Source organism: Patescibacteria group bacterium, from assembly GCA_018896215.1.
Taxonomy (GTDB): Bacteria; Patescibacteriota; WWE3; order 0-14-0-20-40-13; family 0-14-0-20-40-13; genus JAHINB01.
Genome location: JAHINB010000011.1, coordinates 1 through 26,986, shown reverse-complemented (window position 1 = coordinate 26,986; position 26,986 = coordinate 1). Strand labels below are relative to the sequence as shown.

The 26,986-nt window shown below is 39.7% G+C and carries 30 protein-coding genes; 13 read left to right on the top strand and 17 right to left on the bottom strand.

Translation table 11 applies throughout. The annotated features are described in order from the left end of the window. Positions 1-99: 99 nt before the first annotated feature. From recA to KKF75_02385, 4 genes are all read left to right on the top strand, one after another. Positions 100-1,152 carry a recombinase RecA gene (gene recA / locus KKF75_02400; GenBank protein ID MBU4381044.1) on the top strand — a complete coding sequence of 351 codons (1,053 nt, stop codon included), beginning with the start codon at positions 100-102 and terminating at the stop codon, positions 1,150-1,152. After that, a complete protein-coding gene (locus KKF75_02395) occupies positions 1,149-1,529 on the top strand; it encodes a cupin domain-containing protein (GenBank protein ID MBU4381043.1) in 381 nt (126 codons plus the stop codon). Before recA ends, KKF75_02395 begins: the two co-directional genes overlap by 4 nt. 377 nt (positions 1,530-1,906) lie before the next feature. Beyond that, positions 1,907-2,167, top strand: coding sequence for a BrnT family toxin (locus KKF75_02390; protein ID MBU4381042.1), 261 nt, complete (start codon positions 1,907-1,909; stop codon positions 2,165-2,167). Beyond that, a complete protein-coding gene (locus KKF75_02385) occupies positions 2,164-2,421 on the top strand; it encodes a hypothetical protein (GenBank protein MBU4381041.1) in 258 nt (85 codons plus the stop codon). Before KKF75_02390 ends, KKF75_02385 begins: the two co-directional genes overlap by 4 nt. Here KKF75_02385 and KKF75_02380 read toward each other — a convergent pair. The 11 genes from KKF75_02380 to KKF75_02330 all read right to left on the bottom strand — a co-directional run bounded on the left by KKF75_02380 (position 2,418) and on the right by KKF75_02330 (position 13,198). Next, positions 2,418-4,103, bottom strand: coding sequence for a ribonuclease J (locus KKF75_02380; GenBank protein MBU4381040.1), 1,686 nt, complete (start codon positions 4,101-4,103; stop codon positions 2,418-2,420). The genes KKF75_02385 and KKF75_02380 overlap by 4 nt on opposite strands. A 5-nt stretch (positions 4,104-4,108) precedes the next feature. Then, positions 4,109-4,744 (bottom strand): uracil-DNA glycosylase, encoded by a 636-nt coding sequence (locus KKF75_02375; protein ID MBU4381039.1) that lies wholly within the window; start codon positions 4,742-4,744, stop codon positions 4,109-4,111. Continuing rightward, a complete protein-coding gene (locus tag KKF75_02370) occupies positions 4,735-5,796 on the bottom strand; it encodes an AAA family ATPase (GenBank protein MBU4381038.1) in 1,062 nt (353 codons plus the stop codon). The genes KKF75_02375 and KKF75_02370 overlap by 10 nt, the downstream gene beginning before the upstream one ends. Before the next feature lies 1 nt (position 5,797). After that, positions 5,798-6,736, bottom strand: coding sequence for a hypothetical protein (locus KKF75_02365; protein MBU4381037.1), 939 nt, complete (start codon positions 6,734-6,736; stop codon positions 5,798-5,800). 147 nt (positions 6,737-6,883) lie between these two features. Next, on the bottom strand, positions 6,884-8,293 hold the full coding sequence (metG, locus tag KKF75_02360; protein ID MBU4381036.1) for a methionine--tRNA ligase: 1,410 nt from the start codon (positions 8,291-8,293) through the stop codon (positions 6,884-6,886). Between the two features lie 14 nt (positions 8,294-8,307). After that, positions 8,308-9,018 carry a G5 domain-containing protein gene (locus tag KKF75_02355; GenBank protein ID MBU4381035.1) on the bottom strand — a complete coding sequence of 237 codons (711 nt, stop codon included), beginning with the start codon at positions 9,016-9,018 and terminating at the stop codon, positions 8,308-8,310. 133 nt (positions 9,019-9,151) lie between these two features. Next, entirely contained in the window at positions 9,152-9,691 is a 540-nt protein-coding gene (locus KKF75_02350) for an NYN domain-containing protein (GenBank protein MBU4381034.1), read from the bottom strand. Between the two features lie 188 nt (positions 9,692-9,879). Next, positions 9,880-10,611: a class I SAM-dependent methyltransferase gene (locus KKF75_02345; GenBank protein ID MBU4381033.1), complete on the bottom strand. Its 732-nt coding sequence runs from the start codon at positions 10,609-10,611 to the stop codon at positions 9,880-9,882. A gap of 50 nt (positions 10,612-10,661) precedes the next feature. Further along, positions 10,662-10,928, bottom strand: a complete 267-nt coding sequence (locus tag KKF75_02340; GenBank protein MBU4381032.1) for a type II toxin-antitoxin system mRNA interferase toxin, RelE/StbE family — start codon at positions 10,926-10,928, stop codon at positions 10,662-10,664. Then, positions 10,929-11,210, bottom strand: coding sequence for a type II toxin-antitoxin system Phd/YefM family antitoxin (locus tag KKF75_02335; GenBank protein ID MBU4381031.1), 282 nt, complete (start codon positions 11,208-11,210; stop codon positions 10,929-10,931). 47 nt (positions 11,211-11,257) lie between these two features. Beyond that, positions 11,258-13,198: a UvrD-helicase domain-containing protein gene (locus tag KKF75_02330; GenBank protein ID MBU4381030.1), complete on the bottom strand. Its 1,941-nt coding sequence runs from the start codon at positions 13,196-13,198 to the stop codon at positions 11,258-11,260. A gap of 44 nt (positions 13,199-13,242) precedes the next feature. On the opposite strand from KKF75_02330, the gene KKF75_02325 reads away from it, so the two are divergent. Beyond that, on the top strand, positions 13,243-14,190 hold the full coding sequence (locus KKF75_02325; protein ID MBU4381029.1) for a decaprenyl-phosphate phosphoribosyltransferase: 948 nt from the start codon (positions 13,243-13,245) through the stop codon (positions 14,188-14,190). Here the strand turns inward: KKF75_02325 and KKF75_02320 are convergent. Genes KKF75_02320 through KKF75_02310 form a run of 3 tightly spaced genes read right to left on the bottom strand, consistent with a single transcriptional unit; the run spans position 14,187 to position 16,684 of the window. Next, positions 14,187-15,314: an SH3 domain-containing protein gene (locus KKF75_02320; protein MBU4381028.1), complete on the bottom strand. Its 1,128-nt coding sequence runs from the start codon at positions 15,312-15,314 to the stop codon at positions 14,187-14,189. The genes KKF75_02325 and KKF75_02320 overlap by 4 nt on opposite strands. A gap of 18 nt (positions 15,315-15,332) precedes the next feature. After that, positions 15,333-16,118: a nucleotidyl transferase AbiEii/AbiGii toxin family protein gene (locus KKF75_02315; GenBank protein ID MBU4381027.1), complete on the bottom strand. Its 786-nt coding sequence runs from the start codon at positions 16,116-16,118 to the stop codon at positions 15,333-15,335. Beyond that, complete coding sequence (locus KKF75_02310) at positions 16,115-16,684, bottom strand: hypothetical protein (protein ID MBU4381026.1); 570 nt, start codon at positions 16,682-16,684, stop codon at positions 16,115-16,117. The genes KKF75_02315 and KKF75_02310 overlap by 4 nt, the downstream gene beginning before the upstream one ends. Positions 16,685-16,936: 252 nt before the next feature. Here KKF75_02310 and KKF75_02305 point away from each other — a divergent pair, with 252 nt between their 5' ends. After that, positions 16,937-17,221, top strand: a complete 285-nt coding sequence (locus KKF75_02305; protein ID MBU4381025.1) for a co-chaperone GroES — start codon at positions 16,937-16,939, stop codon at positions 17,219-17,221. A 19-nt stretch (positions 17,222-17,240) separates the two neighbouring features. Next, positions 17,241-18,872, top strand: coding sequence for a chaperonin GroEL (gene groL / locus KKF75_02300; protein ID MBU4381024.1), 1,632 nt, complete (start codon positions 17,241-17,243; stop codon positions 18,870-18,872). An 11-nt stretch (positions 18,873-18,883) separates the two neighbouring features. On the opposite strand, the gene KKF75_02295 is transcribed toward groL, so the two are convergent. Next, the gene (locus tag KKF75_02295) at positions 18,884-19,294 is read right to left on the bottom strand and encodes a ribonuclease HI family protein (protein MBU4381023.1); all 411 of its coding nucleotides are present in this window, start codon (positions 19,292-19,294) and stop codon (positions 18,884-18,886) included. 104 nt (positions 19,295-19,398) lie between these two features. Between KKF75_02295 and KKF75_02290 the strand changes: the two genes are divergently transcribed. Further along, positions 19,399-20,544, top strand: coding sequence for a hypothetical protein (locus tag KKF75_02290; protein MBU4381022.1), 1,146 nt, complete (start codon positions 19,399-19,401; stop codon positions 20,542-20,544). Here KKF75_02290 and KKF75_02285 read toward each other — a convergent pair. Together KKF75_02285 and aspS are read right to left on the bottom strand one after the other, a co-directional pair. Then, the gene (locus KKF75_02285; GenBank protein ID MBU4381021.1) at positions 20,533-21,465 is read right to left on the bottom strand and encodes a serine hydrolase; all 933 of its coding nucleotides are present in this window, start codon (positions 21,463-21,465) and stop codon (positions 20,533-20,535) included. The genes KKF75_02290 and KKF75_02285 overlap by 12 nt on opposite strands. Continuing rightward, on the bottom strand, positions 21,462-22,799 hold the full coding sequence (aspS, locus tag KKF75_02280; protein ID MBU4381020.1) for an aspartate--tRNA(Asn) ligase: 1,338 nt from the start codon (positions 22,797-22,799) through the stop codon (positions 21,462-21,464). Before aspS ends, KKF75_02285 begins: the two co-directional genes overlap by 4 nt. Positions 22,800-22,872: 73 nt before the next feature. Here aspS and KKF75_02275 point away from each other — a divergent pair, with 73 nt between their 5' ends. From KKF75_02275 to KKF75_02255, 5 genes are all read left to right on the top strand, one after another. Continuing rightward, on the top strand, positions 22,873-25,008 hold the full coding sequence (locus KKF75_02275; protein ID MBU4381019.1) for a DNA translocase FtsK: 2,136 nt from the start codon (positions 22,873-22,875) through the stop codon (positions 25,006-25,008). Beyond that, positions 25,005-25,949 (top strand): helix-turn-helix domain-containing protein, encoded by a 945-nt coding sequence (locus KKF75_02270; protein MBU4381018.1) that lies wholly within the window; start codon positions 25,005-25,007, stop codon positions 25,947-25,949. The genes KKF75_02275 and KKF75_02270 overlap by 4 nt, the downstream gene beginning before the upstream one ends. Positions 25,950-25,978: 29 nt before the next feature. After that, positions 25,979-26,257: a hypothetical protein gene (locus KKF75_02265; protein MBU4381017.1), complete on the top strand. Its 279-nt coding sequence runs from the start codon at positions 25,979-25,981 to the stop codon at positions 26,255-26,257. After that, on the top strand, positions 26,220-26,600 hold the full coding sequence (locus KKF75_02260; GenBank protein ID MBU4381016.1) for a YtxH domain-containing protein: 381 nt from the start codon (positions 26,220-26,222) through the stop codon (positions 26,598-26,600). The genes KKF75_02265 and KKF75_02260 overlap by 38 nt, the downstream gene beginning before the upstream one ends. 70 nt (positions 26,601-26,670) lie before the next feature. After that, positions 26,671-26,986 (top strand): hypothetical protein (locus tag KKF75_02255; protein ID MBU4381015.1); only part of this gene is annotated, 316 nt, incomplete at its 3' end.

Genomic DNA, 26,986 nt, shown 5'->3' with positions numbered 1-26,986 from the left:
AATTTGCCGGTATTGATTACGCTATAAGTTTTTCCCGTTTGTTAAAAACTTGTCTATGGGGGTCTTGACTTGCTAATCTATAATGTATAAATTAATATCATGGTAGAAAAAGATGGAAAAGTACTAGCGCTAAAAAATGCTTTAGATCAAATTGAGAAGAACTTTGGTAAAGGAGCCATTATGCGTTTAGGGGAATCCGCGAAATTGCGAAATATCGAGGTTATCTCTACAGGATCTATCGCTTTGGATTTGGCGCTTGGGGTTGGGGGAATTCCCAGAGGTAGAATTGTCGAAATCTACGGACCGGAGTCTTCGGGTAAAACTACCCTGGTACAACATATTATTGCCGAAGCGCAAAAAAAGGGAGGAACAGCGGCCTTTATTGATGCGGAACACGCAATGGATCCGCTTTATGCCACAAAATGCGGAGTAAATTTAGATAACCTTCTAATCTCTCAACCCGATACTGGCGAGCAGGCTTTGGAGATTGCCGAAACTTTAATTAGAAGTGGCGCGGTGGATTTAATTGCTATAGATTCGGTTGCGGCTTTAACTCCACGGGCCGAGATAGAAGGGGATATGGGGGATTCCCACATGGGTTTGCAGGCGAGACTAATGTCGCAAGCTTTGCGAAAAATTACTGCCGCGGTATCCAGATCAAATTGCACTGTAGTATTTACCAACCAAATCAGAGAAAAGATTGGAATTATGTTTGGCAATCCCGAGACTACTCCGGGGGGTCGCGCCTTAAAATTTTATGCTTCTGTGAGACTTGAGATTAGAAGGGTAACATCCATTATGGAAGGAGATAAAGCGATTGGAAATAGAACTAAAGTTAAAGTTGTAAAAAACAAAGTCGCTCCGCCGTTTAGAGTTGCCGAATTTGATATTTTGTTTAACGAGGGAATTTCCAAAGAAGGCAATTTAATTGATGTTGGGGTGGAGCTTGGAGTTGTGGAAAAATCAGGATCTTGGTATTCCTTTAAAGGGCAAAAAATGTCGCAAGGAAAAGAAGGGGCAAGAATTTATCTTAAAGAAAATAAAGGTGTTGCCGAAGATATAGAAAAAGGGATTCGAAACGCCCTTAAAAAAGATCAGGAAGTTCCCTTGGAGATTGGCGATTCTCCAGAAGAAAAGGAGGAGGTAGCATGACAGGGTATACAGGAAATATTGAGGAGCTAACATTACAAAATGCTAATTTTCGCCAGGTGCTTTATACACCATCCCATATGCAGCTGGTTTTAATGAGTTTAAAGCCTTTAGAGGATCTTGGGCTAGAAATACACGAAACAATTGACCAGTTTTTTAGAATCGAAAAAGGTCAAGGGAAAATTGTGATGAATGGGGAAGAAACCGAACTTAAAGACGGAAGCGCTGTTGTGGTTCCCGCGGGAACCGAGCACAATCTAATTAACACATCCGAGACGGAAGATTTAAAGCTTTATACAATTTACAGCCCTCCCAACCACCCTGCTGACCGTGTGCAATTGACAAGAGAGCAAGCCATGGCAGAAGAAGATCACCACTAAAAGTAGTTTAACACCAAAAAAATTAGACAAATTACTGTCTTGATTAGCTATTAAAGGGGTTTTTGTTAGCTAGCAGGAGAATCTATTTTATTTGGTTAATAAACTCGTCTGATGAGATAGTCGCTCCAAACATAACTGGCCAAGTATACTTTGTTAGTAATTCCTGTATCTTTTGTCGGATGGGGTCGTCAGTAGTTTCTATAAGATCTTTTAAGATAACAATGTTGTAACCCGCCGAAAAGCCTCCTTGAATTGTAGCCAGTACACACCCAACTTCCGAAGTTGGGTTGACCCTCCGGTGTTTGAAAGAGGTAAAGAATTTTTATTGAAATATATTAGAAATTGACATTACATACTTAATGTAATATATTATGAGTGTGAAGCATTTTGATTGGGACGAGGAAAAAAATCAAAAATTAAAATTGGAAAGAGATATTTCGTTTGAGGATGTGTTGGTTTCTATTGAAGAGGGTAACTTACTAGATATAGTTGCCCACCCAATTAGAAAGAATCAACAAGTAATGGTTGTTATGCTTAATAGTTATGTATATCTTGTACCTTTTGTTGAGGACGAAGAAAAGGTTTTTTTAAAAACCATCATTCCAAGCAGAAAGGCTACAAAGAAGTATTTATTATGAAATATTACGAACTGGATAAAGAAGAACAAAAAATAGCCAAGAGTTTTGATGAGGGTAAATTAAAAAGTGTACCCAATGCTTCTAGCGCTATCAAAAACTATGTAAGCTATGCTAGAAGTACCTTTAACAAAACTAGAAACATTAATATTAGACTATCGCAGAAAGATTTATTAAAACTTAAATCGAAAGCGGTAGAAGAAGGATTACCCTACCAAACACTTGTTTCTTCTGTCCTCCACAAATACGCCAATTAAGCCTCCACGATTACTGGGAGAATTAGGGGAGTGCGACCGGTGGTCTTTTGGAAGTATTTATATAAGGTTTTTTCCACCTCGTCTTTAACTGCCACCCAATCACGGCTTTTTCTTTTGTTCCCTTGAAGTGTCTTTACAATAGCTTCCTCGGCTCCGCGAATTAGCTCTTTAGACTCTTTCATATAAACAAACCCTCGAGAAACTATTTCGGCCGAATTTAGAAACTCCCTTTTTTCGCGATCAAATTTAAGAATAGCTACAAAAATTCCATCGGTAGAAAGTGTTTTTCGATCTTTTAGGACAACAGGACTTACAACATCTACTTGGCTTCCAATAAAAACATCGTGAGTATCCAGTTCGTGGTGTTTGTACGCCATACCGCGAGAAAACGAAATACTGTCTCCCTCCAAAAGCTCTAAAACATTTTCCTGTGGGGCGCCAATTTTGACCATGTTGTTGGAATAAGCGCGCATCAGCGAAATTGTCCCCCCAATAGGAATAAAGTATTTGGGGCGGACAAGCGATGCCAAGAGTATGTGATCTCCCTGCGATCCGTGACCCGAAACATGCAGGTTTTCTTGGACAGCGCTGTAAATTACCTCTGCTCCAGCGAGCGTTAGTTTGTCAATAAGCTCGTTTACTAAATCCACAGTTCCAGGAATGGGATCGGCCGAAAAGATTACAGTGGCTCCTTTTTTAAGTTTAATGTGCTTGTGCTCGTCTTTGGCAATTCTGCTAAGTGCCGAGCCCTGCTGTCCGTAGCATCCTGCAACTATGTAGGTAAGTTTGTCTTGCGCGTAGCTCTGACAACCTCTAATGGGAACAAAAGTTTCTTTGGGGTAAGGAATATATCCCAGTCTTCTGGCAATTTCTACGGTTTGGTCCATGCTTCTTCCCCCTATGACAACTTTTCTACCAACCTTGCTTGATGCGTCAACCACCATTTTAATTCGGGAAATGTTGGAGGACATAGTAGTTACAAAAACTTGTTCTTTGGCATTTCCAATATACTCGTCAAAGGTTTTTTGAATTTCGCGTTCAGAATGGGTAAACCCTTCCGAAGTTGCTCCCAAACAGTCGGAACACAAAGCAATAACGCCATTTTGTGCTAGTTTTACCGCTTTTGGAATATCGAACTGTTTGTCCATTGTAGGAGTCCAGTCAAATTTGTAGTCGGAAACATGAAAAATTGTCCCCTGTGGTGTTTCTATAGCAAACCCCAAACTTTCAGGAACCGAATGATTTACCCTAAAAGGGTCAATTTTAAAAACCCCAAGATTAAAAGAAGGTCCATCGGGGTTGATAATATTTAAGCTTGTTCCAATAAGCAAATTCCCCTCCTTAAGTTTGTTTTTTAAAAGCTCTGCCACAATTTTGGCACAATAAATTGGAATCCGAACCTCTTTTAACAGGTGTGGGATTGCCCCAAAATGATCCTCGTGTCCATGAGTTACCACAAGGCCACGAACCTTGTTAATGTTTTGGAGAATATAAGAAAAATCGGGGATAATTAAATCTACTCCGAAGGCGTCTCTTCCTGGGAAGCCAATGCCACAATCAAATATGACAATGTCGTTTCCGTATTCATAAACGAACATGTTCTTTTGCACATCGGCGGTACCGCCAATGACAATTAGCTTGACATCTTTCTTTTTATTTTGGGTAAAGCTATTTAAGTTCATATTTTTCACAAAAAACCCATCTGACCTCTATTTTGATCTGTGGTTTTTTCCTTAACTTTTCCTATCATCTCCTCGGCGTCATTTATAACTTGGGGGATTTTTTTAAAATCCTTTTCCAAAACGATACCCACCTGCGGGTTTCTCAATGCCGCCGCCGGGTGATAAACAGGAAAAACCACCCGACCCTTCCAGATTTGGGGAATTCCATGGTCTCGGGAAATTTTTCCCTCTTTAATAAAATGTTCTAGAGCAAATCTCCCCAAAGTTACAATCACCTTTGGGTTAATCAGCTTAATCTGGTTTTCTAAATAGGGCGCGCAATTGCGCAACTCGTCTACCATTGGCGCCCTGTTTTCTGGAGGGCGACATTTTATTACATTGCCAATCCAGATCTGACTTCTTTCGTATCCAATTTTTTTAAAAAGTTCCGTTAGAAGAATTCCCGCCCTTCCCACAAAGGGTTTTCCCATCTCATCTTCGTTCTGACCCGGAGCTTCTCCAACGAAAATTACGGAGGTTATTAAAGACCCTTCTCCCGGGACTGCTTTTTTTCTTGTTTTGCAAAGACGGCATTTTTTGCACGAAATCACCGCTTTGGAAATTTGCTGATCTAGCTCTTCTTTATTCAACTCTAATAGAATCCAGAAATATAGGTTTTTAAATTCTCTTTGGTAATATTGACCTTGACAATTTTTTCTTCCACCACCATTTTTGCTATCTTTCTGGTCATGCCGTCCAAGAGCCTTTTAAGACTTCTTATTCCACTATCATAACCTAAAGGTTTAATAATCAGAGGCCAAAGTATATCATCTATTTTAATTTGATTCTCATCCAAACCAGCTTGTTTAATGGATTTTGGAAGTAAAAAATCGCGGGCAATGCGTTCCTTTTCGGTATCTGTGTAAGAGGGCATTGTAATAATTTCCAATCTATCCATTAAAGCCGCTGAAAACGACCCCGTGTTGTTAGCGCTAACCACAAAAAGAATTTGCGAAAGATTTGTTGGGTAGTCTAGATAGTGATCTCGGAATTTATTATTTTGTTCAGGGTCTAATATTTCTAAAAGCACTGCCATAAAGTCCGATCTCAAACCCTTTTCTCCGCTTACTTTGTCCATCTCATCCAGCAAAATTAGAGGGTTAAAAGACCCAGTACGAACCAAGGCTTTAATAATTTGTCCGGGTTCGGCGCCGGGGTCGGTGCTGGAGCGACCTCTAAGCTCCAAAGTTGATCCCAGCGCTCCTAGCGAAATTCTTATAAATTTGCGACCTAAGGCGGTTGCAATGGACTCCGCCATAGTGGTTTTTCCAGTCCCCTGCAAACCTACAAGGCACAAAATTGGCGAATGCTCCGTTTTTACAAGACCTTTCTTTGTAAGCAGGTTTCGTACCGCTAAATACTCCAAGACCCTTTCTTTAACAGAATCAAGACCAAAGTGATTGGTATCGAGAGTTTTTTTGGCATTTTTTAGATCCAAATTATCTTGCGTTGTCTCTTGCCAGGGGATTAAAGTTGCCCAGTCCACATAACGGCTTAATATTTCGTACTCTGCGCTGTAAGACCCCAGCTTTGCCATACGATTTAACCGTTCCAGCATTTCCCAGATTCGGGATTTTAAATCGCTGGGCATTTTGGATTTTTCCACACGATTTTTTAGAGTAGTAAGTTCCTTAAATAGGTATTCTTCGGGCATTTTATTTGTAGTAAAAATTTATTTGATTATTTTCATCTAAACAATACATGTAAGTTGTGATTTTTTCTATAGTGGATTCGGGGATGGATTTAAATAGTTCCAAATCGCTGGCTAAAAGCTCTTCCCCTAGATTGTCGCTCTTGCCAACATATGCCATAAACAAGCCTTTTGTTGGAATTTCTTTAAGTGTTGTTAGATATTTAGAGTCCATATCAAGGCTTTTGGAAAGGTGCTGGTAAACCTCCACTACGGCGTTTTTGACATCCTCATCCTGATAAATTAAAGCGGTATTATCTAGCAGTTCCAGACTAAAACCATCAGGTTTAAATGTGGTATCTTCAGCTTTTGCTTTTAAGCTTTTGGCATCTTTAGCTAAAAGCAAAATTGCGCATCCTTCGCCGTTGCAGAAATATCCAAAATCAGAGGAAAAATAAGTTAAAGCTTCTTCCTGCGACAGGTCAAAAATGTCAGTCAAAAGGACCTCGAATTTTTTTTGACTTTCTGCCGTTAGTTGGTCGTTGATATTTGTTCCTTCGATGTAGTAAATAATGTCCTGTGGGATTAAGGATTCAAATTTACTAACACCAAACGAAAAAGAATCACCAAGATTAGTATCTTCAAGCTCTACAACTTGCGTTTTAATTTTGTTCTCTTGCGACTCTGGGGATATCTCGGCTATGACTGGCGCGCTAGTGCTCTGCTTATTAAACGGTTTTACCTTAAAAGTAAAAAGTGTGGTTATTATTAAAGCTGTGGCAACAAAGGGTAAAGTCCCCAGCATTAATCGTTTATTTATTTTTACTTTGGGTGTTTTGCTTTCGGTTTTTGGATTCTCCACAGTAGAAGTGGTATTAGTAGGGTGTTCTAAAACGGCACCACACCAGTAGCAAAATACTGCAACAGGGTTTTTAACTTCTTTTTGGCATTTTTGGCAGACCATAATTTCATTATACATCATAACAAGGTTGCAAATTAGTATAAGATGGGTATAGAATAGCCCCACATTGCGGGTGGGAGGTGCAGTATCTCGCGGGGCTCATAATCCCGCTTAACCTCGGTGCGAGCCCGAGGACCCGCAACCAAATTTTCAAGAGACTCTTGCAAAAAGAGTGGGAGAGGGAAGAATTGGGGAGGCGGTAAAAACTTTAATAATTTTGGCGGAGGTCTCTGGGGTTACTGGTTTTAGAATAAGGGCAATTTCCAGAATATTTTTTACAGCATTAAATAACACTTCTTTTTTAGGCACGCTTTCTTTTTTCCAGGGTTCGTTTTGATTAATGTACTCATTGATTTTTTTCACTTTGCTTTTTACAATTTCTACAACCTCAAATAACTTGTATTCCTCAAGCGCATTTTTAAGACTGGGATTTTGGGTTAAAACAGTCACAAAGTCATCCGCAAAATTTGAATAGGATAATTTTTCGTCGGCGCACATTTTGGCAACTCGCGAGACCAAATTTCCCAAACCGTTAGCCAAATCGTTGTTATAAACGGTGTCAAACCATTTAAAGCTGACGCTAAAATCTTCAAAGTAAGGCTGGCTTGCGCACAATAGATACCTCGTGCCATCAACCTCATATTTGTCAGTCAAATCTGTGGGAGAAATAACATTTCCCAAAGACTTGCTCATTTTGACGCCTTCTACATTGTAATAGCCGTGGACAAAAATCTCTTTGGGCAATGGAAGATCACAAGAAAGAAGCAGTGCTGGCCAGATCACGGAATGAAACCAATTATTGCCTTTGCCCAAAAAGTGCACCGAGGCCGGCCAAAATTCCTCTTTGCCAAAAATTTTAGTTGCCGAATAATAATTCATTAAAGCTTCTACCCAGACATAAATTGTTTGTGTGGTATCCCATGGTAGTTCTATTCCCCATGCAACCTTTTGACGCGAAACCGAAAGATCAGTCACCTCATTTTCAAGCCTAGCTAACATTTCCTTTTTTTTATTCTCGGGAATTAATTTAATTGTGCCATCTTCGAGTAATTTTTTGACCTTTTGAGCATATTTAGAGAGTTTAAAAAAGTAGTTATTTTCTTCTTTGTATTGCATTTGGTCAGGTCGGTGTTCTGGACAAATACCATTGACCAATTCTCGGCCGGCTTTAAATTCTTCACACCCCAAACAATACATGCCTTTATATGTTCCTAAATAAATATCTCCCTTGGCTTTAATTTTTTCCAAAAGGCCTTGGGCAATTTCTTTGTGCTTGGGATTGCTGGTGCGCATAAAAATATCGTTTTGGACACCCATCGATTTCCAGTACTCTTGCCAACAAGTTGCCATTTGATCTACAAATTCTTGGGGATCGCGACCTGCCTTTTTGGCAGTCTGTTCTACTTTTTCTCCATGCTCATCGACACCGGTTAAAAATAGGGTTTTATCCCCAATTAATCTGTGATAACGAGCAATAATATCGGCAGAAATGGTGGTCGAAAGATGTCCTAAATGGGGAATGTCGTTGGAATAATAAATTGGGGTTGTGATGTAAAACATATTGACATTCTAAGCTATTCTGGCGCTTGATCCAAGAGATAAATATCGGTCCAATGGGATCCCGTCCAGCCAACTTCGGCGGCTTGAGCGTGTAAATCGTAAAATCCCACATCTATTTTATTACCTTTTATACTACCTCCAACATCCAGCGCCCGACAAATTCCGTATTCCGGTACAAAGATTTCGGTCCAGAGCTTAATTTTTTTAGGATCCACCGCGCAAGTTCCAATATCAAGTTTGGTGCCTAGAGCTGTCCATTCATTGCATCCAGCACAGCTTTTATCATACGAAGTTGCCCAGACATTGGGAATTTTCATCCAATATTTTCTTTCGCCATCTGGCGTGTTAATTTTTCTCCAGACAACCTTTGTTCCGACAGCAATAACTTTTGCGGTCGGTTCTTCTCTTGTAGTTTCAATTAAAGTTTTGTCGGACTCTCCTTTTTGCCAGTAGGTAACAAGATAGTTTTTAATCAGCTTTCCATTTATCCCTTCTTCTAATACTTCCATTTGACCAATTTCCAAGTCAGCATCCTCCTTTTCTTTTGTGGGATAAGGTATCGGCTCTTCTTCTGTTTCTTCTTTTTGCCTAAATGAGGAAACAGTTTTTACTTCTGGTGGAGCTTGTACAAAATCACCAAGTACTTGGGGAGTTTGTTCGTTTGGCAAAAATGCTAAAGAATAAAATGTAATAACTGCCGATCCAATAATTTCTGCAGGTGTCATCCCCTCATTCTACCGCATTTCTTCCTTTCCAATTTTGCGGTTGATTTTTCATCCAAAAAGTGTTTAAATGCCTCTAATCATTAGGGAGAATACGACCCATAAACTAAGCGTTTATGTGCGACGCCTCCCGCTTTCATTTTCTAAGCTGTAAGTTCTCCTTCTCTCTATAAAGAAATATTTTGTATTTTTGAAAATCCTTTAGCAAACTAGATTCACTATAACGATTAGGAATAATAATTTGTGAGAGCTTTTTATTCCTTATTAAATATTCGTGTAAACAACGATAATCCCCGTCTCCCGCAACAATTACCGCCTTATCATAATTTGCAAATTCTATAGCAGCAGAATGCAAAACCAACTCGGCATCAACATTTCCTTTTGGTTTACCCTCATTATCTTTTACTGTTGGTTTAAAAACTAACTCGTATCCATAACTTTTTAATTTATTATATAAAGATTTGTTTTGTGGAATGTACCCGATAAACAAAAGGGCTTTTGAGACACGAAATTTGTCCAGTAGATATCTTCTAAACTTTTTAAAATCTAGTTTCCAACCTTTGTAGATTAATTTGCCATTACGGTAAATATCTTTGCTTGTTCCAAGATTTAGGTTTTGACTATCAATAAAGGCATAAATCGGAGGATGTTTGTTTTTGGACTTTGCAATTTTCATAAGCTAATTTCCTTACGAGGAAGATGCCCCGCGACTTGTTGCAGGAGCTTCACTCGTCTTACTTCCCAATAAGTTTTTGATGGTAATTAAACTCCTTAGTATTTTTTTGCAACGATCATCATGTGTCCACTTGAATTGACAACAAATGGGTCGGTACATATTTTATTGTGCAACTCTATCCAGTTTTTTCAAGCATCTGGAAATTTTCTTGCGAAGTTATTTGTAATTTTTTTATCAATATTCAATCCCTCTAAACCAATTATTTCTAAAATGTTTACGCCTTTATCGGAAAAAATCGTTCTTAGCTCGTCAGAAGAGAAGAAATGACAGTAGGCATTGCCTCTAAATTTATAATCCTCCCCTTTAAAAACCAAGTCCTCGTAATGTTTCTTGTAAATGACTTCTTGAGGCCAACCACCTGGTGTTGAAAGCATAACACCATATTTACTCATCACAGAAGAAAAAATTGGAGCACCTGGTTTTGCAACCCTCACTAATTCTAAGATAGATTTCTGTCTTTCCGACTCAGGGCTAACATGAGAGAGAGGACCTCCTAAACACAAAACTGCATCAAACGAATTATCCTTAAATTCCGATAAGTCCGTTATCGAACCTTCAACAACCCCCTTTACCCTTTCACCAATTTTTGCCTTCTTTATTTGCTCTCTAGCAACCGTTAAATTTTCTGGAACTAAGTCGAGTAGAATTATATCGTAACCCAATTGAGCGAGTTCTATGGTATACCGTCCAGGACCGCCACCAGCATCTAGAACCAAACCCTTTAATGGTAAATATTTCCTTAAAAATCTTAAAGAGGTATTAAATTCTAAGTAGTGATAAGGGTCTTTTACCAACCTTCCCCACTCATCTTTTGCATATATCGAATATAATTTTTTGGTGAGTTTGATTTCTTTATTCATAATATTTATCCTCGACTAATTGTAACTTAATTCCTATTCTACCGCAGATTCTATCTGTAGATATCGTGCCCACCCAAATCGATAAACTCAACCGCACTTTCAGTAACAAATCTAAAAAGTACTCGTGTACTGTAGTTAAGAGAAAACGACCAATAATCTTCTAATTTTCCAGTTAGTTTGTGGGTTTTTAATGGAGGTTCAAATGGGTTGTCTAAAAATATCTGGAATTTTTTTAAGAAAGTTACCTTATCTTTGGTGGGGAAATTTTTTAGTTTTTTATTGAATTTTGCTGTGTAAAAAACAGAAGTAATTCTCATTTACTTAAAAAGATCTTCGGCGTTTTTAGCAACCAGTAACTTGCCTTTTTTCTTTTCCTTATCAAAATCTTCTATTGCCTCCATCGCCATTTTTTCCTCGTATAACCTGTTGTTTTCTACCATAGCTTCATAAACGGGTAATGAAAGTAATACCGCCTCGGGCTCGTTCCTCTTTAAGAGAAAAAAAGGAACAGCTAGTTTTTTAACTTTTTCTACCAAAGAGGGATAATCTCTTTGTAATTCCGAGATGGAGACAAGTTGTGTGAGAGTTAAAGTATTCATAGTATTTTCATACTACAATACATATTTAAATATGTCAAGAATTGGAATTATTCTGTCACAGATTTGCGTTGCTCTTCTAAAAAGTCCAAAAAATCATCTACACTTTTTTCAAACTTGGAGGATAATCTGCGAGGTGATTCCATCAAGTGCTCGGGAATTTCGGAAACAAAACGCGAAACAGTTCCCATGCTGGTTGTTCCAAAATAGAGTCGTCTTTTAGCGTAAGTTAGATAAAGTCTGTCTTTGGCTCTGGTCATTCCTACATAAAACAACCGGCGTTCCTCTTCTACTTCTGCTTTTGATTCCAGCGATCTGGAATGGGGAAAAAGACCTTCTTCTAACCCCACAATAAAAACACCGAAAAATTCTAATCCCTTAGCTTGGTGCAAAGTCATTAAACTCACCGCGTCTTTGGTGTCGCTTACCATTTTTTTGGTTTCGTCTGTTGCCGTATCTTGCGGGTTAACCAGCGCAATATTTTCCAAAAATTCTTCTAGGGTGGCAAATCTTAATGCCACCGAGCGCAACTCCTTTAAGTTTTCCACTCGAGCTTCTGATTCAGCTGTTCCGTCATCAAGATGTGCTAGATACCCCGATTTATCCAAAACAAAATCTAATAATTCTAGTACAGTAAGATTTTTTTGCGCTGTTAGCATTTCGCGAATGGGAAATGTGGTTTTTAAAGCGACTTCTTCAATAGCAAACGCTGTTGATTTTAGTTGCTCTAGCATTTTTTCTCCAACTTTGCGGGGTGGAACATTTATGATTCTTTTCCAGGAAACAAAATCTTTGGGATTATGCAAAATTCGCAAATACGAGATGGCGTCTTTAATTTCTTTTCTGTCATAAAAGCGAGTCCCCCCAACAAGTTTATAGGGAATACTTTCTTTAATAAACGCTTCCTCAATACTTCGAGATTGGGCGTTGGTGCGGTACAAAACCGCAAAGTCGGAAAAACCCCCCTTAGAGTTTTTAACTCTTTCGGTAACAAAGTTTGCCTCGTCTTCTTCGGTTGTAGCTTCGTAAAGAAAAATTTTTTCTCCCTCGGAATTATCTGTGGCTAAATTTATTTTTAAATGAGTTTGATTATGTTCTATAACGCTACGAGACGCCTCGACAATAGTTTTTGTCGAGCGGTAATTTTTAGGCAGATAGAAAATTTTAGAGGTGGGATAATCTTTTTCAAAAGACAAAACATTTCTAAAGTCCGCGCCTCTAAAAGAATAAATGCTTTGCGAAACATCTCCTACCACGCAGAGTTTTTGAGAACGAGAAGTTAGAGTCTTTATAAGAACATACTGCGCGCGGTTGGTGTCTTGATATTCATCAACCAAAACAAACAAAAACTTGTCTTGATAGTAACTTAAAACATCTGGCGCTTCTCTAAAAAGCCTCACAATTTCGGAAATTAAATCGTCAAAATCCAGCGCGTTTTGCTCCTTAAGCGCTTTTTGGTATTCAGGATAAATCTTGGATACTTTTTCCAAATAGGGACCATAAGCAAACTTAGCAAATGTTTTGGGATTAACAAGCTCGCTTTTGGCGCTGGAGATATTAGCTAAAACCCCGTTGGGATTTAATTTGGTGGAATCGTAATTAAAACTTTTCAAAATGGATTTAATTAAAGATTTAGAATCGCCGTCGTCAAAAATTGTAAACCCTGGAGCAATTCCAATGGCTTTTCCATGAACTCTTAAGATTCGAGCGCAAATTCCATGAAAAGTTCCCATCCAAATTCCGGTTAAATCTTTTTCTCCCAATAGATTGGCAACTCTGGTTTTTATCTCACCTGCTGCTTTGTTGGTAAAAGTTACAGCAAGAATGTTTTCTGGAGAAATCCCCACTTCCTTTATTAAGTAGGCAATTTTGTAGGTTAAGACTCTGGTCTTGCCCGACCCCGGACCTGCGACCACTAGCTCTGGTTCATCACAGTAAACAACCGCCTGTCGTTGCTCATCGTTTAGATTATTTAAAATATCTTTCGGCATTGCTAGATATTAGACTAATTTGACTAATTTGGTAAGATAGAGATGTGATTCTACAAACTGACAATACAATATACCACCTTCTGCGTGCTTTACGCCCTAGACAGTGGGTTAAAAATGCCAGTCTCTTTGCGGCGGCAATGTTTAGTGGAAGACTCTTTGAAAGTGATATTTTTTTTAGAACCGTTGTGGCGGCAATTATCTTTTCAGCGCTTTCTTCGGCTACTTATCTCATTAACGATGCAATCGATGCCAAAAAAGACGCCCTTCACCCGATTAAAAAGAATCGCCCGATTCCTTCGGGCAAGCTTTCGCGCGAAGTGGCTATTTTAACTGCCTTTATTTTAATTTTCTTTTTTATTCCCACATCTCTTGTAGCGGTAAATTTTCATTTTTTTCTAATTTGCGTGGGTTATCTTTTAATGCAAGGGACATATTCGTTGTGGCTTCGCCATGTTATTATTATTGACGCTCTAACTGTTGCTATGGGGTTTATTTTGCGCGTTTTTGCCGGCGGGTTTGCAACTTCCATTCCGGTTTCGTCTTGGATAATTTTGGCTACAATCGGCTTATCGCTACTTTTGGCTTTTGGAAAACGAAGGTCCGAAAGAACCATCCTGACAAATTTGGACATTTCTTTTAAAACCCGCGAGACTTTAAAACATTACCCCGATTCGCTTTTAGATTCTATGATTTCGATGTCGGCAAGCTTTACTATAATCTCGTATTCGTTTTTTTCGTTTCAGGCTAAAAGCCGACCCGAGCTAGCAATCGCTCGTTTTTTACCGACTACCCTGTCTTCGCCTAAATGGATGATGCTTACAATACCAATTGTTATTTATGGGGTGGCAAGATATTTGTATGTAATTTACGAAAAAAAAGATGCCGAATCTCCAGAGAGAGTTCTAACTTCGGATCTTCCGCTTTTGGCTTCTGTGATGGTTTGGGCGCTGGTGGCGCTGGCAATAATTTACCCTTTAGGAACAACGATTTAATTTGTTTCTATTTTTAAGTACGAAGCGCTGACCCAGCCCTCTTTGGTGTTTTCGTACCTAATTTTAGCCCAACCTGTCTGTTCTTCGAGAATTGTAACTTGTGTTCCCACAGCAATTGTGCCTAATTTTTCTGCGGTAGTAGATGCGGAAGCCCTAACATTTAGCCCAAAATCGGTTCCAGTTTCGGCAACGGTAGCCTTTTTGACTGGAACTCCTGCTGGTCCGCCAGAAATTTGATCAATTGTGTCTAAAGCTTCTTGAGAGAGATCGGCCAGATCGTTTCCCAAATATCCCAGAATTAAGCTAGGGTTTGTATTTGTAACATCAGCCAGCAAAATTTTTTGAGCGTTTAAATTATAAATTTTTCCAGTGTAATCAATGTAATAGTTGAACTCGGGCAAACCCTTTCCGCGGGTTTTATTATAATAGGCAATACCTTTAATCCACTCCTCTAAACCCACCTTGGAAAAGGCGTTAAGGTTGGAGAGGTTGTAAATTTTAACTGTTTTGCTACTTTGATCTGACAGGGTAATATTAGATTCTATTGGGAGCAAAAACATATCTAAAGACACATTTACTTTAAAACCCTTTTTAGTTGTAACATCCAAGGTTTGCCCCTCGTAGCCCTCCTTGATCGCCTCTATTTTGTGATTGGTATCATAAGCAAAAACTTTAAGGTCGGAGGAACTTAGGGGAGTTGTTCCCAAAGAAACGCCATCTACGGTTACTTCCACATCGGGCGGGTTGGAGATTATAGCAATCACAGACCCCCCTTTAGAGGCTTTTTCCATCCAGACCATTTGCCCCGAGGAAAAATTGGACGACACTCCCAAATCTCTTTTTATGGCCACCTCCGTTCCCACGACAGCGCTAAGCCTAGTTTCGTAATTGTTATTTTCGCCTTCAAGAGCAATTTTAAATTCACCCTGTTTGGTTTCTTGACCTTTGTAGGGGGTATTGCCAACTAATTTATCGTCAATAAAAACTGTTGCCGTATCATAAATAGCACTAATAGAGAAGGAAATTGGTCCTTTTAAGTTTCTTTTTGACCAGCCAAAAAACAAAAGCGCAAAAAACAGAACCAAAATTAAAACAATTGCTGGGATAAGAGTTTTTTTAGTCATACTCTAAATATACCACAATTAAAGTCGCTTTAAAACATCTCCAAAAGTACTTAGAAGACTTGTTTCCTTTGGATTAATTAAAAAAGGAGCTAGCTTTTGGGAGAAGGCATTTTTTATCCCTTCGTTCTTGTACTTTTCTGTTGCCAGTTTAAGTAAATCTTTCATATCATTATCTTTGGCAAATTTATGATCAAATCTTGCGCCCGTCGCATAAAGCCAAACAATATCATAAATATCTCTTGGTTGGGTTTCTTTTCTAAAAACATAGGCAGAAAGTTTTTGTACCGTCAGATTATCAAGAGAGTTTGTTAACACTTCTCTAGCGTAGCCGAACCTTAAAAGTGGTTGTGTTTCCAAACTTTGGTTTTTCCACGATCTAGAATAATCAATTTTTATCATCAGTTTTTCCTTTAGGTTGCTGCTTATTTTAAGTGGTTCAAGAAGATTGGGAAACTTAATTTCAAAATAGAACTTTCCTTCATTCTTTTTAACTGCTAGCTCACATTCAATATTTTCCTTTCGGAATACTACACAAACCTCGCTTACCAAATCTCCTATTTTCTTTTCGGAAATATCTAAATTGTCGAAGTCTAAATCCTCCGAGAATCTTGGAATATTTCTTAAAAGCCGTAGTGCCGTTCCGCCAATAAAAGACAATTTTTGAGCCTCTTTTAAGCCATAAAATTCGTAAATAAACTTTGATTGTAGGTATTCTCTAATTAATCCTCTTTTCTTGTCTGCCGGAAGCCCCTGCAACACCGCCGATTTTTGGATATTTTCCCAATTAGAAATTATATTATTCATGGTAATATTCTTTGCAACCACAATGGATAATGCTTAATAAACTCTGTAAGTTTAATCCTATTAAGGTGGGTTAGGTCAATTCGATAATTTGCTAGATTCTTAATCCTTCTGACATAAAGATAGTCCAAAAGAGCCTTTTCGGGGTTAGCTATATTATAGTAAACCCCAGATATTGGATCTGCCATCTTTTCGAATCCAAAATAAAGTTCTAATGGAATTTTAGAGTAAAAATAATTTCCCATAGAAGTGACAATTTTTTTTGAGGTGGTTGTTGTAACGGAAGTAACGGAAAGAGGAATGTCTGGTATTACTCCACAAGAGTTCAAAACGCTTTCCATGCTTACATAGGATGGAGTGTATAAAATTCCAGCCAAAGCAAATTCGTCAATTTTTGAGTCTAAGAACTTATATAGACCCCTTTTTATGCTCACGATCTTTTTTGATCTCGCAAATCTATAGAGAGATATGTTTATAGAATGAGGAGACTCTAAAGGAAAAGCTACACTCACACTTGTTGTAGTAAAAACAGAGGAGGTTATTGCTTGTCTAAATTTCTCAAATGTCATACACAGATAATATACAATATTGTATATTATCTGTCAATGGGTAAATGGTTTGTTCGGGATAGTTGTTAAAAATAACAACAATCCGAAATATTTTAGATCCTTTCCTCCTATAGTTTTACAATAGCTCTTGACACTCTCGGGGTTAGTCTGCTAGTGTTAAAGTCACTATTAAATATTTAAGTTAGTTTACCACCATTTTTAACATTTTAAGAATTCTAAATTCTTAAAGTATTAAGAAAGGTTAGCAGTATTATGACAGTAAAACCTCTTTTGGATAATATTCTAATTGAGCCTTTGGAGAGGGAACGCCAAACCGCTTCGGGAATCGTAATCCCCGATTCGGCAAAAGAAAAACCTCAAGAAGGCAAAGTTGTTGCCACAGGTCCTGGAAAACCTAATGACGCCGGGGTTCTTATAAAACCGCAAGTTAAAGCCGGGGATACGGTAATGTACAAAAAATGGGGCGGCAACGAAATTAAAATTGCAGGCAAAGATTATTTAATAGTTAAAGAGGAGGATATTTTGGCGACTTTGTAAAGTCGCCAAATTCAACATTATGGCAAAACAAATTTTGTATGGAGAAGAGGCGCGAAAAAAATTAAAAGCCGGTGTCGACAAGCTATCTTTTGCAGTTGCCACTACACTAGGTCCTAAAGGTCGCAATGTTGCTTTAGATAAAAAGTGGGGCGCTCCTAGTGTGGTTCACGATGGGGTAACTGTGGCAAAAGAAATCGAACTTGCCGACCCTTTCGAAAATATGGGGGCGCAAATTGTTAAAGAAGCAGCCGAAAAAACTAACGATGTGGCAGGGGACGGCACCACAACCTCTACTCTTTTGGCGCAGTATTTGGTGGATCGTGGGCTAAAGAATGTGACTGCTGGGGCAAACCCTATGATTTTAAGACGGGGCTTGGAAAAAGCAAGAGATGCGATTGGGGCAGAAATTAAGAAAATGGCAAAGCCTATTACAACAAAAGAGGAAAGATCGCAGGTTGCTACGGTTTCGGCGCAGGATTCCGTAATTGGCAATATGATAGCTGATGCTTTGGAAAAAGTGGGAGTAGCAGGGGTTGTAACTGTTGAGGAAGGCAAAGGGCTTAAACTGGAAGTGGAATACAAAGAGGGAATGGTTTTTGATAAAGGCTATATTTCGCCATATTTTGTAACTAATGCCGAAAGAATGGAGGCCGAAGTCACAGGAGCCAATATTTTAATTACCGACCAAAAAATTACCTCGCTTCAAGACATTTTACCTATGCTGGAAAATTTGGTTAAAGTCTCCAAGAATTTGGTAATTGTAGCCGACGAAATAGAAGGCGAAGCGCTGGCAACACTAGTCGTGAATAAAATTAGAGGCACCTTTAACGCTCTGGCTGTAAAAGCTCCAGGATTTGGTGACAGGCGCAAAGAAATGCTTGCCGATATTGCGGTTTTAACCGGCGGAACATTCATTTCCGAGGAAACGGGACGAAAGTTAGATAGTGTTACAGTCGAGGATTTGGGCAAGGCCGACAGAGTGGTTGCTGGAAAAGAAGAAACTGTCATTGTGGGAGGCAAAGGGAGTTCCAAGAATATTTCTGACAGAATTTCTCAAATTAAATCGCAAATTGCCAAAACCGACAGCGATTTTGACAAAGAAAAATTGCAAGAGAGGTTGGCAAAACTATCTGGGGGGGTTGCGGTAATTAATGTCGGCGCGGCAACTGAAACCGAATTAAAAGAGAAAAAATATCGAGTAGAAGACGCGGTTAATGCCACCAAGGCTGCCATGGAAGAAGGAATTGTTGCTGGAGGCGGTGTGGCTTACTTAAAACTAAAAGGGGCAATTGATACTCTAAAGCTTGAGGGAGACGAAGCGTTGGGCGCGCAAATTCTTAAAGATTCCCTAGATCAACCAATAAGAAGGATTGTAGAAAACGCCGGAGTGGATGCTGGTTGGGTAGTCCGCGAAGTGGAGAAAAAAGAGGGCAACTTGGGATACAATGTTATGACCATGAAATTTGAGGATATGGTAGAAAAAGGTATTATTGACCCAGCCAAAGTTGTGCGAGCGGCAATTCAAAACGCAACCAGTGTTGCGATAAGTGTTATTACAACCGAAGCGCTAGTCACCGATCTTCCAGAAAAGAAAGAGCCTATCGGGCAAGGTAGCAACATGGGGGGGATGGGTGATATGGGTGATATGTAGCTTGAGGGTTTTTAATTGTTAAGATGCTTATCTAATGCCTTATTGGCCATTTTATCTGCCAGAGTGTTTTTTTCGCGGGGAATGTAAGTGTAGCTAACAGAGACAAACCTTAGGGCAATATCTTTTGCCTGTTGGGCAAGAATTGCCAAACGGGCTTGTTTAATTTTAAATAATCCTTTCATTTGATTTACCACTAAATTGCTATCCAAAAAACAATCAACAATCTGGATCCCAAGTTTAGAGCATTCCTCAAGACCACGGATTAAGGCTTGATATTCAGCTACATTATTTGTCGCTATTCCTATGTGTTGTCCTCCTATTTTCCTTCTATCTTCAATCCAAATTGCCCAGCCAATGCCCGCGGGTCCAGGGTTGCCCCGCGATCCACCGTCGGTAAAAAGTTGCGCCTTTAAATTTTCCATAGAGAAATACTATACCCATCTTAGGCTAGTTTGCAACCTGTGGGGTTGTAAAGTAGCTTAGATGGTGTACCATCAAATGCCAGATTAGTGTATCATCAAATGGTATGTCCTTAACCGAATTTGTAATTGACTTTAAAAAGTTTGCTCGGCTTTCTATTCTTGCTACTGCACTTTACTTTGTAGCCAAGGCGGGTTTAGGCTATGGCATCGACTACTATAAAAAAACTAGACCTCCCATTGTTGTTGCCCCAGAGGCAAGATTTGGTCTTATTACCCCAACAAAGATAGATTCTATAAAACTCAATCAAGAAACTGGCCCAATTTACATTCTAGATACCAAGACTGGAAAATTACCAATCCTCCCCCAAAGGCTTAAAATTTACCCCGCAGTTACCCCAACACTCTCTATTCTTGCCGAAAAAAAGGTCAAGGTTGTGGCAACTGTTTTTGGATTCGTAAGAGATCCCGAAAAAATAAGCTTCACGGAGTTTAAGTGGAGCGACCTTTATTTCGACAGAAACAAACTTGTTTACTCCTCGAGAATTTTTTGGGGGCAGGCTTACAATAATTTTTTTAGCCTCAGATACGACAGAAATAATCCTCCGGCATATTACGCAACATATAGGGCGCCAACAGGAGAGGTTGCCAAAAGTACTCTATTGGAGCTACTAAAGCAGGCTAATTTAGCAAGCGAAGAAATTCAGAATTCTAAAATTGAGATTGAATACTTAAATTTAATTGCGGGAAATTATGTATCAGTTGCAACATCGGAAGAATCCCAATTTACCAAAGTTAGTATTACTCGGCAGATTAAAGATGGTAGCGAGCTGTACAATGTCGCTTCGGAGTCGCCCACATCCCCCGTGGTTTACATCATTCTAGGGCAAGATCCCACTATGGCAGTCAAGGTTGTAGAGTTTAAATACTTTTGGCATAATTTTGACTTTGCGCAAGGTTCCGAATATCCCACCAATAACATCTCAAACGCTTGGGACAAAATTCAAAACAATCAAGGATTGCTTGTTAGTCTTTATACAAATGACGCTGGCAAATACGAGAACTACGCAGGAGATCCAGTTACTAAGCTGGAAATTAACGAGGCAAGCATAGTCTATTTAGAAAGCAATAATTTTCAAGATCTGCTGGAGCCTTATTTTAGTCTTTCCGGCAAAGCCAAATTTGCCGATGGAAAAGAAGGAGCCTTTGTGCTTTATTACAACGCTCTCTCCCCCGAAAAACTAAAGCAATAGTATCCAATCCAAAATATTCTTAGCATCACCAAACCTATCATCACTCCCCAAAATCACAATTAGAATCTTCTTTCCCAGATTATCGTAGGAGTAAACCAGACACCCTTTGGCTTTTTCGGTATTACCGGTTTTAATTCCCGTAGTTCCGGGAATTTCCTTGAGCAATTCGTTGGTAGTTGTAATAGTATAGGTTTTCTTAAAAAGATTTGTGGTGACTTTTATTTCGCGTGTTCCAACTATAATTCTAAAAATATCGTTTTTCATGGCCTCCTGCGCCAGTACTGATAAATCTCTTGCGGTTGTCAATTGGTTTTGATCTTCGCTATCAAACCCAATTTCGTTACTAAAAACTGTGCTGGTTAAACCTAAATCTTGGGCTTTAGTATTCATCTTGTTGATAAACTCTCCATAGCTTGCGCTTACATGAGCCAAGGAACACGCGGCATCCGAGGCGCTTTTAACTAACATTCCGTAAAGCAGACTTTCGATAGTAACCTGGTCATTTGCGAAAAATCCCACCGTTGGTTCATCAAGTCCTACGCAAGTTGGAGGAATAGCAACTACTTGCGCCAAGTCATAATTTTCCAAAATTACCAAAGCGGTTACTATTTTGGTAGTCGAAGCTGGGGGAAGAGGAGCATCGGGGTTTTTTTCGTAAAGAGGTTTTCCAGTTTTTGCATTAACAGCAATGGCGCTTGTAGCTGTTATCAAGGGAGCGGGCGTCTGGTTATTGTTAAGTGTAGATACAGTTGTTGCGGAAGCTCCGGCAACCGCGCCTTTTTTTAAGATAAAATCTTCTTCGGTCAAAAGATTACTAGAAGACAGAAATGTGGGAGAGGGCGCAACAAACAGCAGTCCCAAAAGAAATAGAGAAAAAACAAAAATTTTAGCAAATGGTCTTGCTGGAGATTTTTTTTTCATTTAGTTTGGGGATTTAATTTGCTAAGACCGACATCAATTCTTTCCATGTCTCGGGGAAAAAGCGAGGCTTCGCGAATATTATTTAAACCCAAAACTTGCATGGCAATTCGTTCCGCCCCTAGAGCAAATCCGCCCTCTGGCGGGATGCCGTATTTAAAAGCCATTAAGTAAAGCTCAAAATCTTTCTCTTTATTTCCGCGATCTTTGATTGCCTGGAGCAACTGGTTGTAGTTGTTAATTCTCTGGCTTCCCGAAACCCATTCTAAACCCCGTCCCAGCAAATCAAAACTTAAAGAAAATTCAGGATTTTCGGGATCTGGCATGGTATAAAAAGCTCTCTTTTTGGTTGGATAGTGCGTGATAAAAACAAGATCGCTCTTGTGAGTTTCTCGCGCCCACCTACAAATTTCTCTTTCGTCCTCGGGATCTAAATCGGGTTCTTTTCGATGATCTACGCCGGTGCTCTCAAAAATAATTTGCTGGGCCTCGCGCATTTTAAGATAAGGAATTGTTTTTGCCACTTGTGGTGTGGCTTGATTGTACAAAGCAAGCTCTGGAGAGCAGAATTTGTTTAAATCTAAAAATATTTCAAAAAATAATTTTTCCAAAACAACCAAAATATCTTTCCAACTATCAATAAATCCCATTTCGGCGTCTAGGCTAATGTATTCGCAAAGATGCCTTGTAGTAACGCTGGGTTCTGCCCGATAGGCTCGGGCAACAGAAAAAACCCTTTCAAAAACACCTAGCATAATTTGCTTATAGAGTTGAGGGCTTTGCGCCATGTAGGCGTTGTGTTCAAAATATTTTACCGGAAAAACATTAGATCCGCCTTCGGTTGCCGATGCCACAAAAGTTGGAGCATAAAACTCCTCAAAACCCAACCCACTCATAACTCGCCTAAATGTGTTAATAATCTGATTTTCCACTTTAAAAATAGCTTTAATCTTGGGGTGTCTTAAGGTAAGCGAGCGGTAGTCTAAAAGCACTGGAAGCGAAACTGCTAATTCATTTGCGCCCATGTCAAACGGGAGAGGAGCGGATTTTTCGAGAATGGTGATCTTTTCTATTTGCAATTCTATCGTCCCGGTTAAAATTTCGGGATTGATCATATTTTTTGGTCTTGGCTTAACCAGTCCCTCAATGGTAATTACATCTTCCAGACCAATTTTTTGCTCTAACACTGTCCCCACGCACTGTAAAACCCCCGAGGAATCTCGCAAATCCAAAAACACCACCTTACCGTGGTTTCTTATAGACTGCACCCACCCCGAAACTCTAACTTTTTCGCCCACTTTGGCAATTAAATCTGCGGTTTTTTCTCTTTGGAGCATATGTTTTCTTATATCCTATTTAAAGGCTAAATACAAGATTGAATAGATGCGTCTCTAATGCCATAATTGTCTTATGGCAAAACGGGGAAGAAAACCAAAAAGAAGACCATTGGGAATATCGCTAAATTCCGAGGCGCTATTTTCGATTGTAGCGCTAGTCTTGTGGGGGGTTGGCGCGCTTTGCGCGGTGTCTCTCGCTTACTCCAATGCCCTTTTTAACAAAGTTGTTCAAGATACTTTAATAGAGCTTTTTGGTTTTGGGGCGTTCGTTGTTCCTGTAATCTTGCTTTATTTAGGGCTTTTTTTCTTGAGAAACTTAAAATGGAGAATTTTGGAAACACGAACGCTGTTTGGGCTACTGATATTTTTTGTGGCACTTCTTGGTATACTCGAAATGCGGGGAGGGCTATTAGGAGAAACGGTTTTTTTGAAAGTTAGTCTGTATATTTCTTCTTTCGGTGCTTATCTGCTATTTATCTTACTTATTGTATTTTCTTTTGTTCTGATGTTCGAAATGAGCCTAGAAAGAATACTAGTAGGCGCAACGGCTTCTTTTAAAGCCTTTTGGGAGCAAATCAAGGGGTGTCTTAATAAGGTAAGAATAAAACGGGAAGGTGCGGAACAGCAACAAGGAGAAGCTGATAAGGAGCTAGGTTTTGAGGTTGTTCCAACAATTGGAGAACCAAAAGAAACACTAACCAAAGAGAAGATCCCCAGTGTCGCCAGTCAACAAACTACCGTTCCACCAGCAAAGACAGTTTCGAACCTTCCTTACAACGATCTTGTTTGGGAGTATCCACCTATTAGCTTACTATCGGAACCTCCCCAAATTAAAGCCGAGAGAGGAGATGTTAAGCAGAGAGCAAGTGTCATAGAAAAGACCTTGGATTCTTTTGGCATTAAGTCTCGGGTTGTAGAAGTAAACAAGGGTCCTGCAGTTACCCAGTATGCCATGGAAACAGTCCAGGGAACCAAAATTACTAAAATTACCTCGCTCTCAAACGACCTGGCACTAGCTCTTGCCTCACCCACAGGATCGGTAAGAATAGAAGCTCCCATCCCAGGGCGATCGCTGATTGGAATAGAAGTTCCCAACAACTCCTCGGAACTAGTAACCCTAAAAGAAATTATGCTTTCGGATAAAATGGCAAAAGCTAAATCTAAATTAACTATTGCGCTTGGAAAAGATGTTTCGGGGACTCCGATAATATACGATATTTCCAAAATGCCTCATGTATTGGTTGCCGGAGCAACTGGTTCTGGAAAATCGGTGATGTTGCACTCCATGATTGCCACACTGCTTTTTAGATGCTCTCCCGCGGAATGCAAGTTTATTATGGTAGATCCTAAACGAGTAGAATTAGTGGGCTACAAAGATATTCCGCATTTGCTAACCCCGGTTATTGTAGATGCGCACAAAGCGCTTCCCGCCTTTAAATGGGCAATTTCCGAAATGGAAAGAAGGTATAAGCTCTTCGAAAACGCCAAGGTTCGCGATATTGATTTATACAACGAGCTTTCGGGGTTTCAGGCATTGCCTTACATTATTATTATCGTTGACGAATTAGCGGATTTAATGATGACCGCGGCAGCCGACACCGAAAAAGCGGTTTGTCGAATTGCCCAACTTGCCCGAGCCGTGGGAATTCATTTAATTTTGGCTACCCAGAGACCTTCGGTTGATGTTTTAACTGGGCTGATTAAAGCCAATGTTCCTTGCCGTGTTGCTTTTAATGTGACCTCGCAGATTGATTCGCGGGTTATTATCGATCAGCCGGGAGCGGATAAACTTTTGGGTCGGGGAGATATGCTTTTTGTTCCGCCAGACGCGTCTAAACCCTCCAGAATTCAAGGCGTTTTTGTGTCGGACAAGGAAAGAACCGCCCTAGTGGAATTTTTGAGACAGTCACAAGTATCACCTGACTACGCCGAAGATGTTGTGGAGTTTCATCAGACCAATAAAGTGGATAGTATTTCGGAATCGTCGGACGCTTATTTTAAAGAAGCGATAAGATTGGTTTGTTTGCACAATAAAGCCTCGTCGTCCTTACTGCAACGCAAGCTAAGTATTGGATATGCTAGAGCCGCAAGATTGTTGGATGAGCTAGAAGCGCAAGGGATTGTATCTAGCGCTACAGGAAGCAAGCCCCGCGAAGTTTTAATTGCTGATGCCGAAGAATACCTGGCCTCTTCGGGCAAAACCTCATGAAATCGGTTAGCGAAATTTTAAAACAAAAACGCCTCGAACAAGGTTTTTTAATTGAAGACGCTTCGAGACAACTTAAAATCCACCAGCGCTATCTTAGAGCGCTAGAAGAAGCCAATTACGCTATTTTTGCCAGTAGCATTCAACTAAAGGGGTTTTTGCGAAATTATGCCGAGTTTTTAGGCTTAAATAAGGAAGATACCCTAGCTTTTTTAAGACGCGAGGTAGACGAAAAAGCTCTTAATCAAAAAGGAAGAAGGTTGGCAGGACAGAATTTTTTTAAGCAGTTTGTTATTACTTCGGGTACAGTTATGACGGTTTTGGTAACGCTTTTGCTTTTGGGATTTTTTTCCTATGTCTATATTCAATACCGCTCGTTTTCTCAAGCGCCATATTTAAAAGTAGAAAGTCCCGCCAGCGATGTTTCTCAAGATCAGCAGGTCATAAACATTTTTGGCAAGACCGATAAAGACGCGACAATTGCAATTAATGGACAGCAGGTTCTTTTAGGAGAGGAGGGATCCTTTGCCACGCCGGTTTCGCTTTCTTTGGGTTTAAATATTATAAATATTACAGCCACTAACAAACTGGGAAAGGTTTCTAAGGTAGAAAGAAAAGTTTTAGTAAATACTGCGGCAGTTTTAAGTCCCAGCGCGGATGTGACACCAGAGGAACCAGCAAGCAGTAGTACGGAAATTACGCTAGAGGTTACACAAGACGCCTCGTATCTATTGGTTTTAGAAGACGCGGTTAAAGTATTCGACGGGGTGGTTCTTTCTGGAGTTAAGTTAACCTTTTCACCACAGGCGGAATTGCAAATTAAAGCTGGAAATGCTGGTGTTGTTAGAGTAACAAAAAACGGTGAGGACTTAGGGGTGTTGGGAAAGGCAGGCGAGGTAGTAGAGACTACCTACACGGTAGATTCCCACTTGCCAGAACCCTAGTTTTTGGTGTATGTTGGAGGAACACTGCCATGGATATACAAACTATTTTAATTATCATTATTATCCTCCTCTCGATAAATCTGGTGCTTCTAATTGTCTATGTAATTTTAATTTTAAAGGAAGCCCGACAAACTATTTACAAAGTCAATCGCGTGCTGGACACAATCTCCAGCGCCGCCGAGGCCGTCTCTAACCCCATAGCGTCTATCACAGCAATTATCGCTGGTTTTTCTCAAGGATTTAAGCTGATTAATTTGTTTAAAAGTGGAGATGACAATACGCCCAACTCAAAATCCGACAAAAAATAATTCCTCTGATTCGGGAGGCTTTGTACTAGGAGCAATGCTCGGAGGCATCGTGGGAGCTTTGTTTGGACTGGCATACGCCCCGCAAAAAGGAGAAAAAACCCGAGAACAGATAAAGAATGCTGTAGAGCCAGCCTTAGATAATTTGGCCCCCATGATAAAAAAAGCTCAAGAAACCGCAAGACCAATCATTGCCGAGGTAAAAAAGGATTTAGAAAAAACCTCATCTGAAACTAAAAAAAAGGTTGCGGCTTCGGTAAATACTATTGCTGACGAAGTACCGCCATCCCGTAATCTTTTAAAGCCACTTAAAAAGAGATTTTTTAAAACCAAAAAAGGGAAATGAAATGCGTTTGCTTTAAGGGAGACACCCCTAAAGGCATTTGATCCCTGTTTTGGGGTGTCTCCCTAAAAACATGAACTTGCTGGTTTCTTCCACAGTTGCTTGCTTTCTCCTTACTCTTTTTATTTCTCTCTCTTTTGCCCAAGATCCCGTTTGGCAGGTAAATATTGGAAGGAACCCTAGCTCACAAATCTACTCCATGGAATTGGACGAAGATGGCAGTCTATATATTCCCTTGTATATTACCGAAGAGGGGGGATTGGTTAAGGTTTCTAAAGACGGAGTAAAAGAGTGGCAATACATTGTACCCAATCAGACAAAACAAGTTATGGGATCACCCCGCATCGTAGGAGATGCGGTAGTCTTAGTTACTGGTTGGGGAGGAGCCT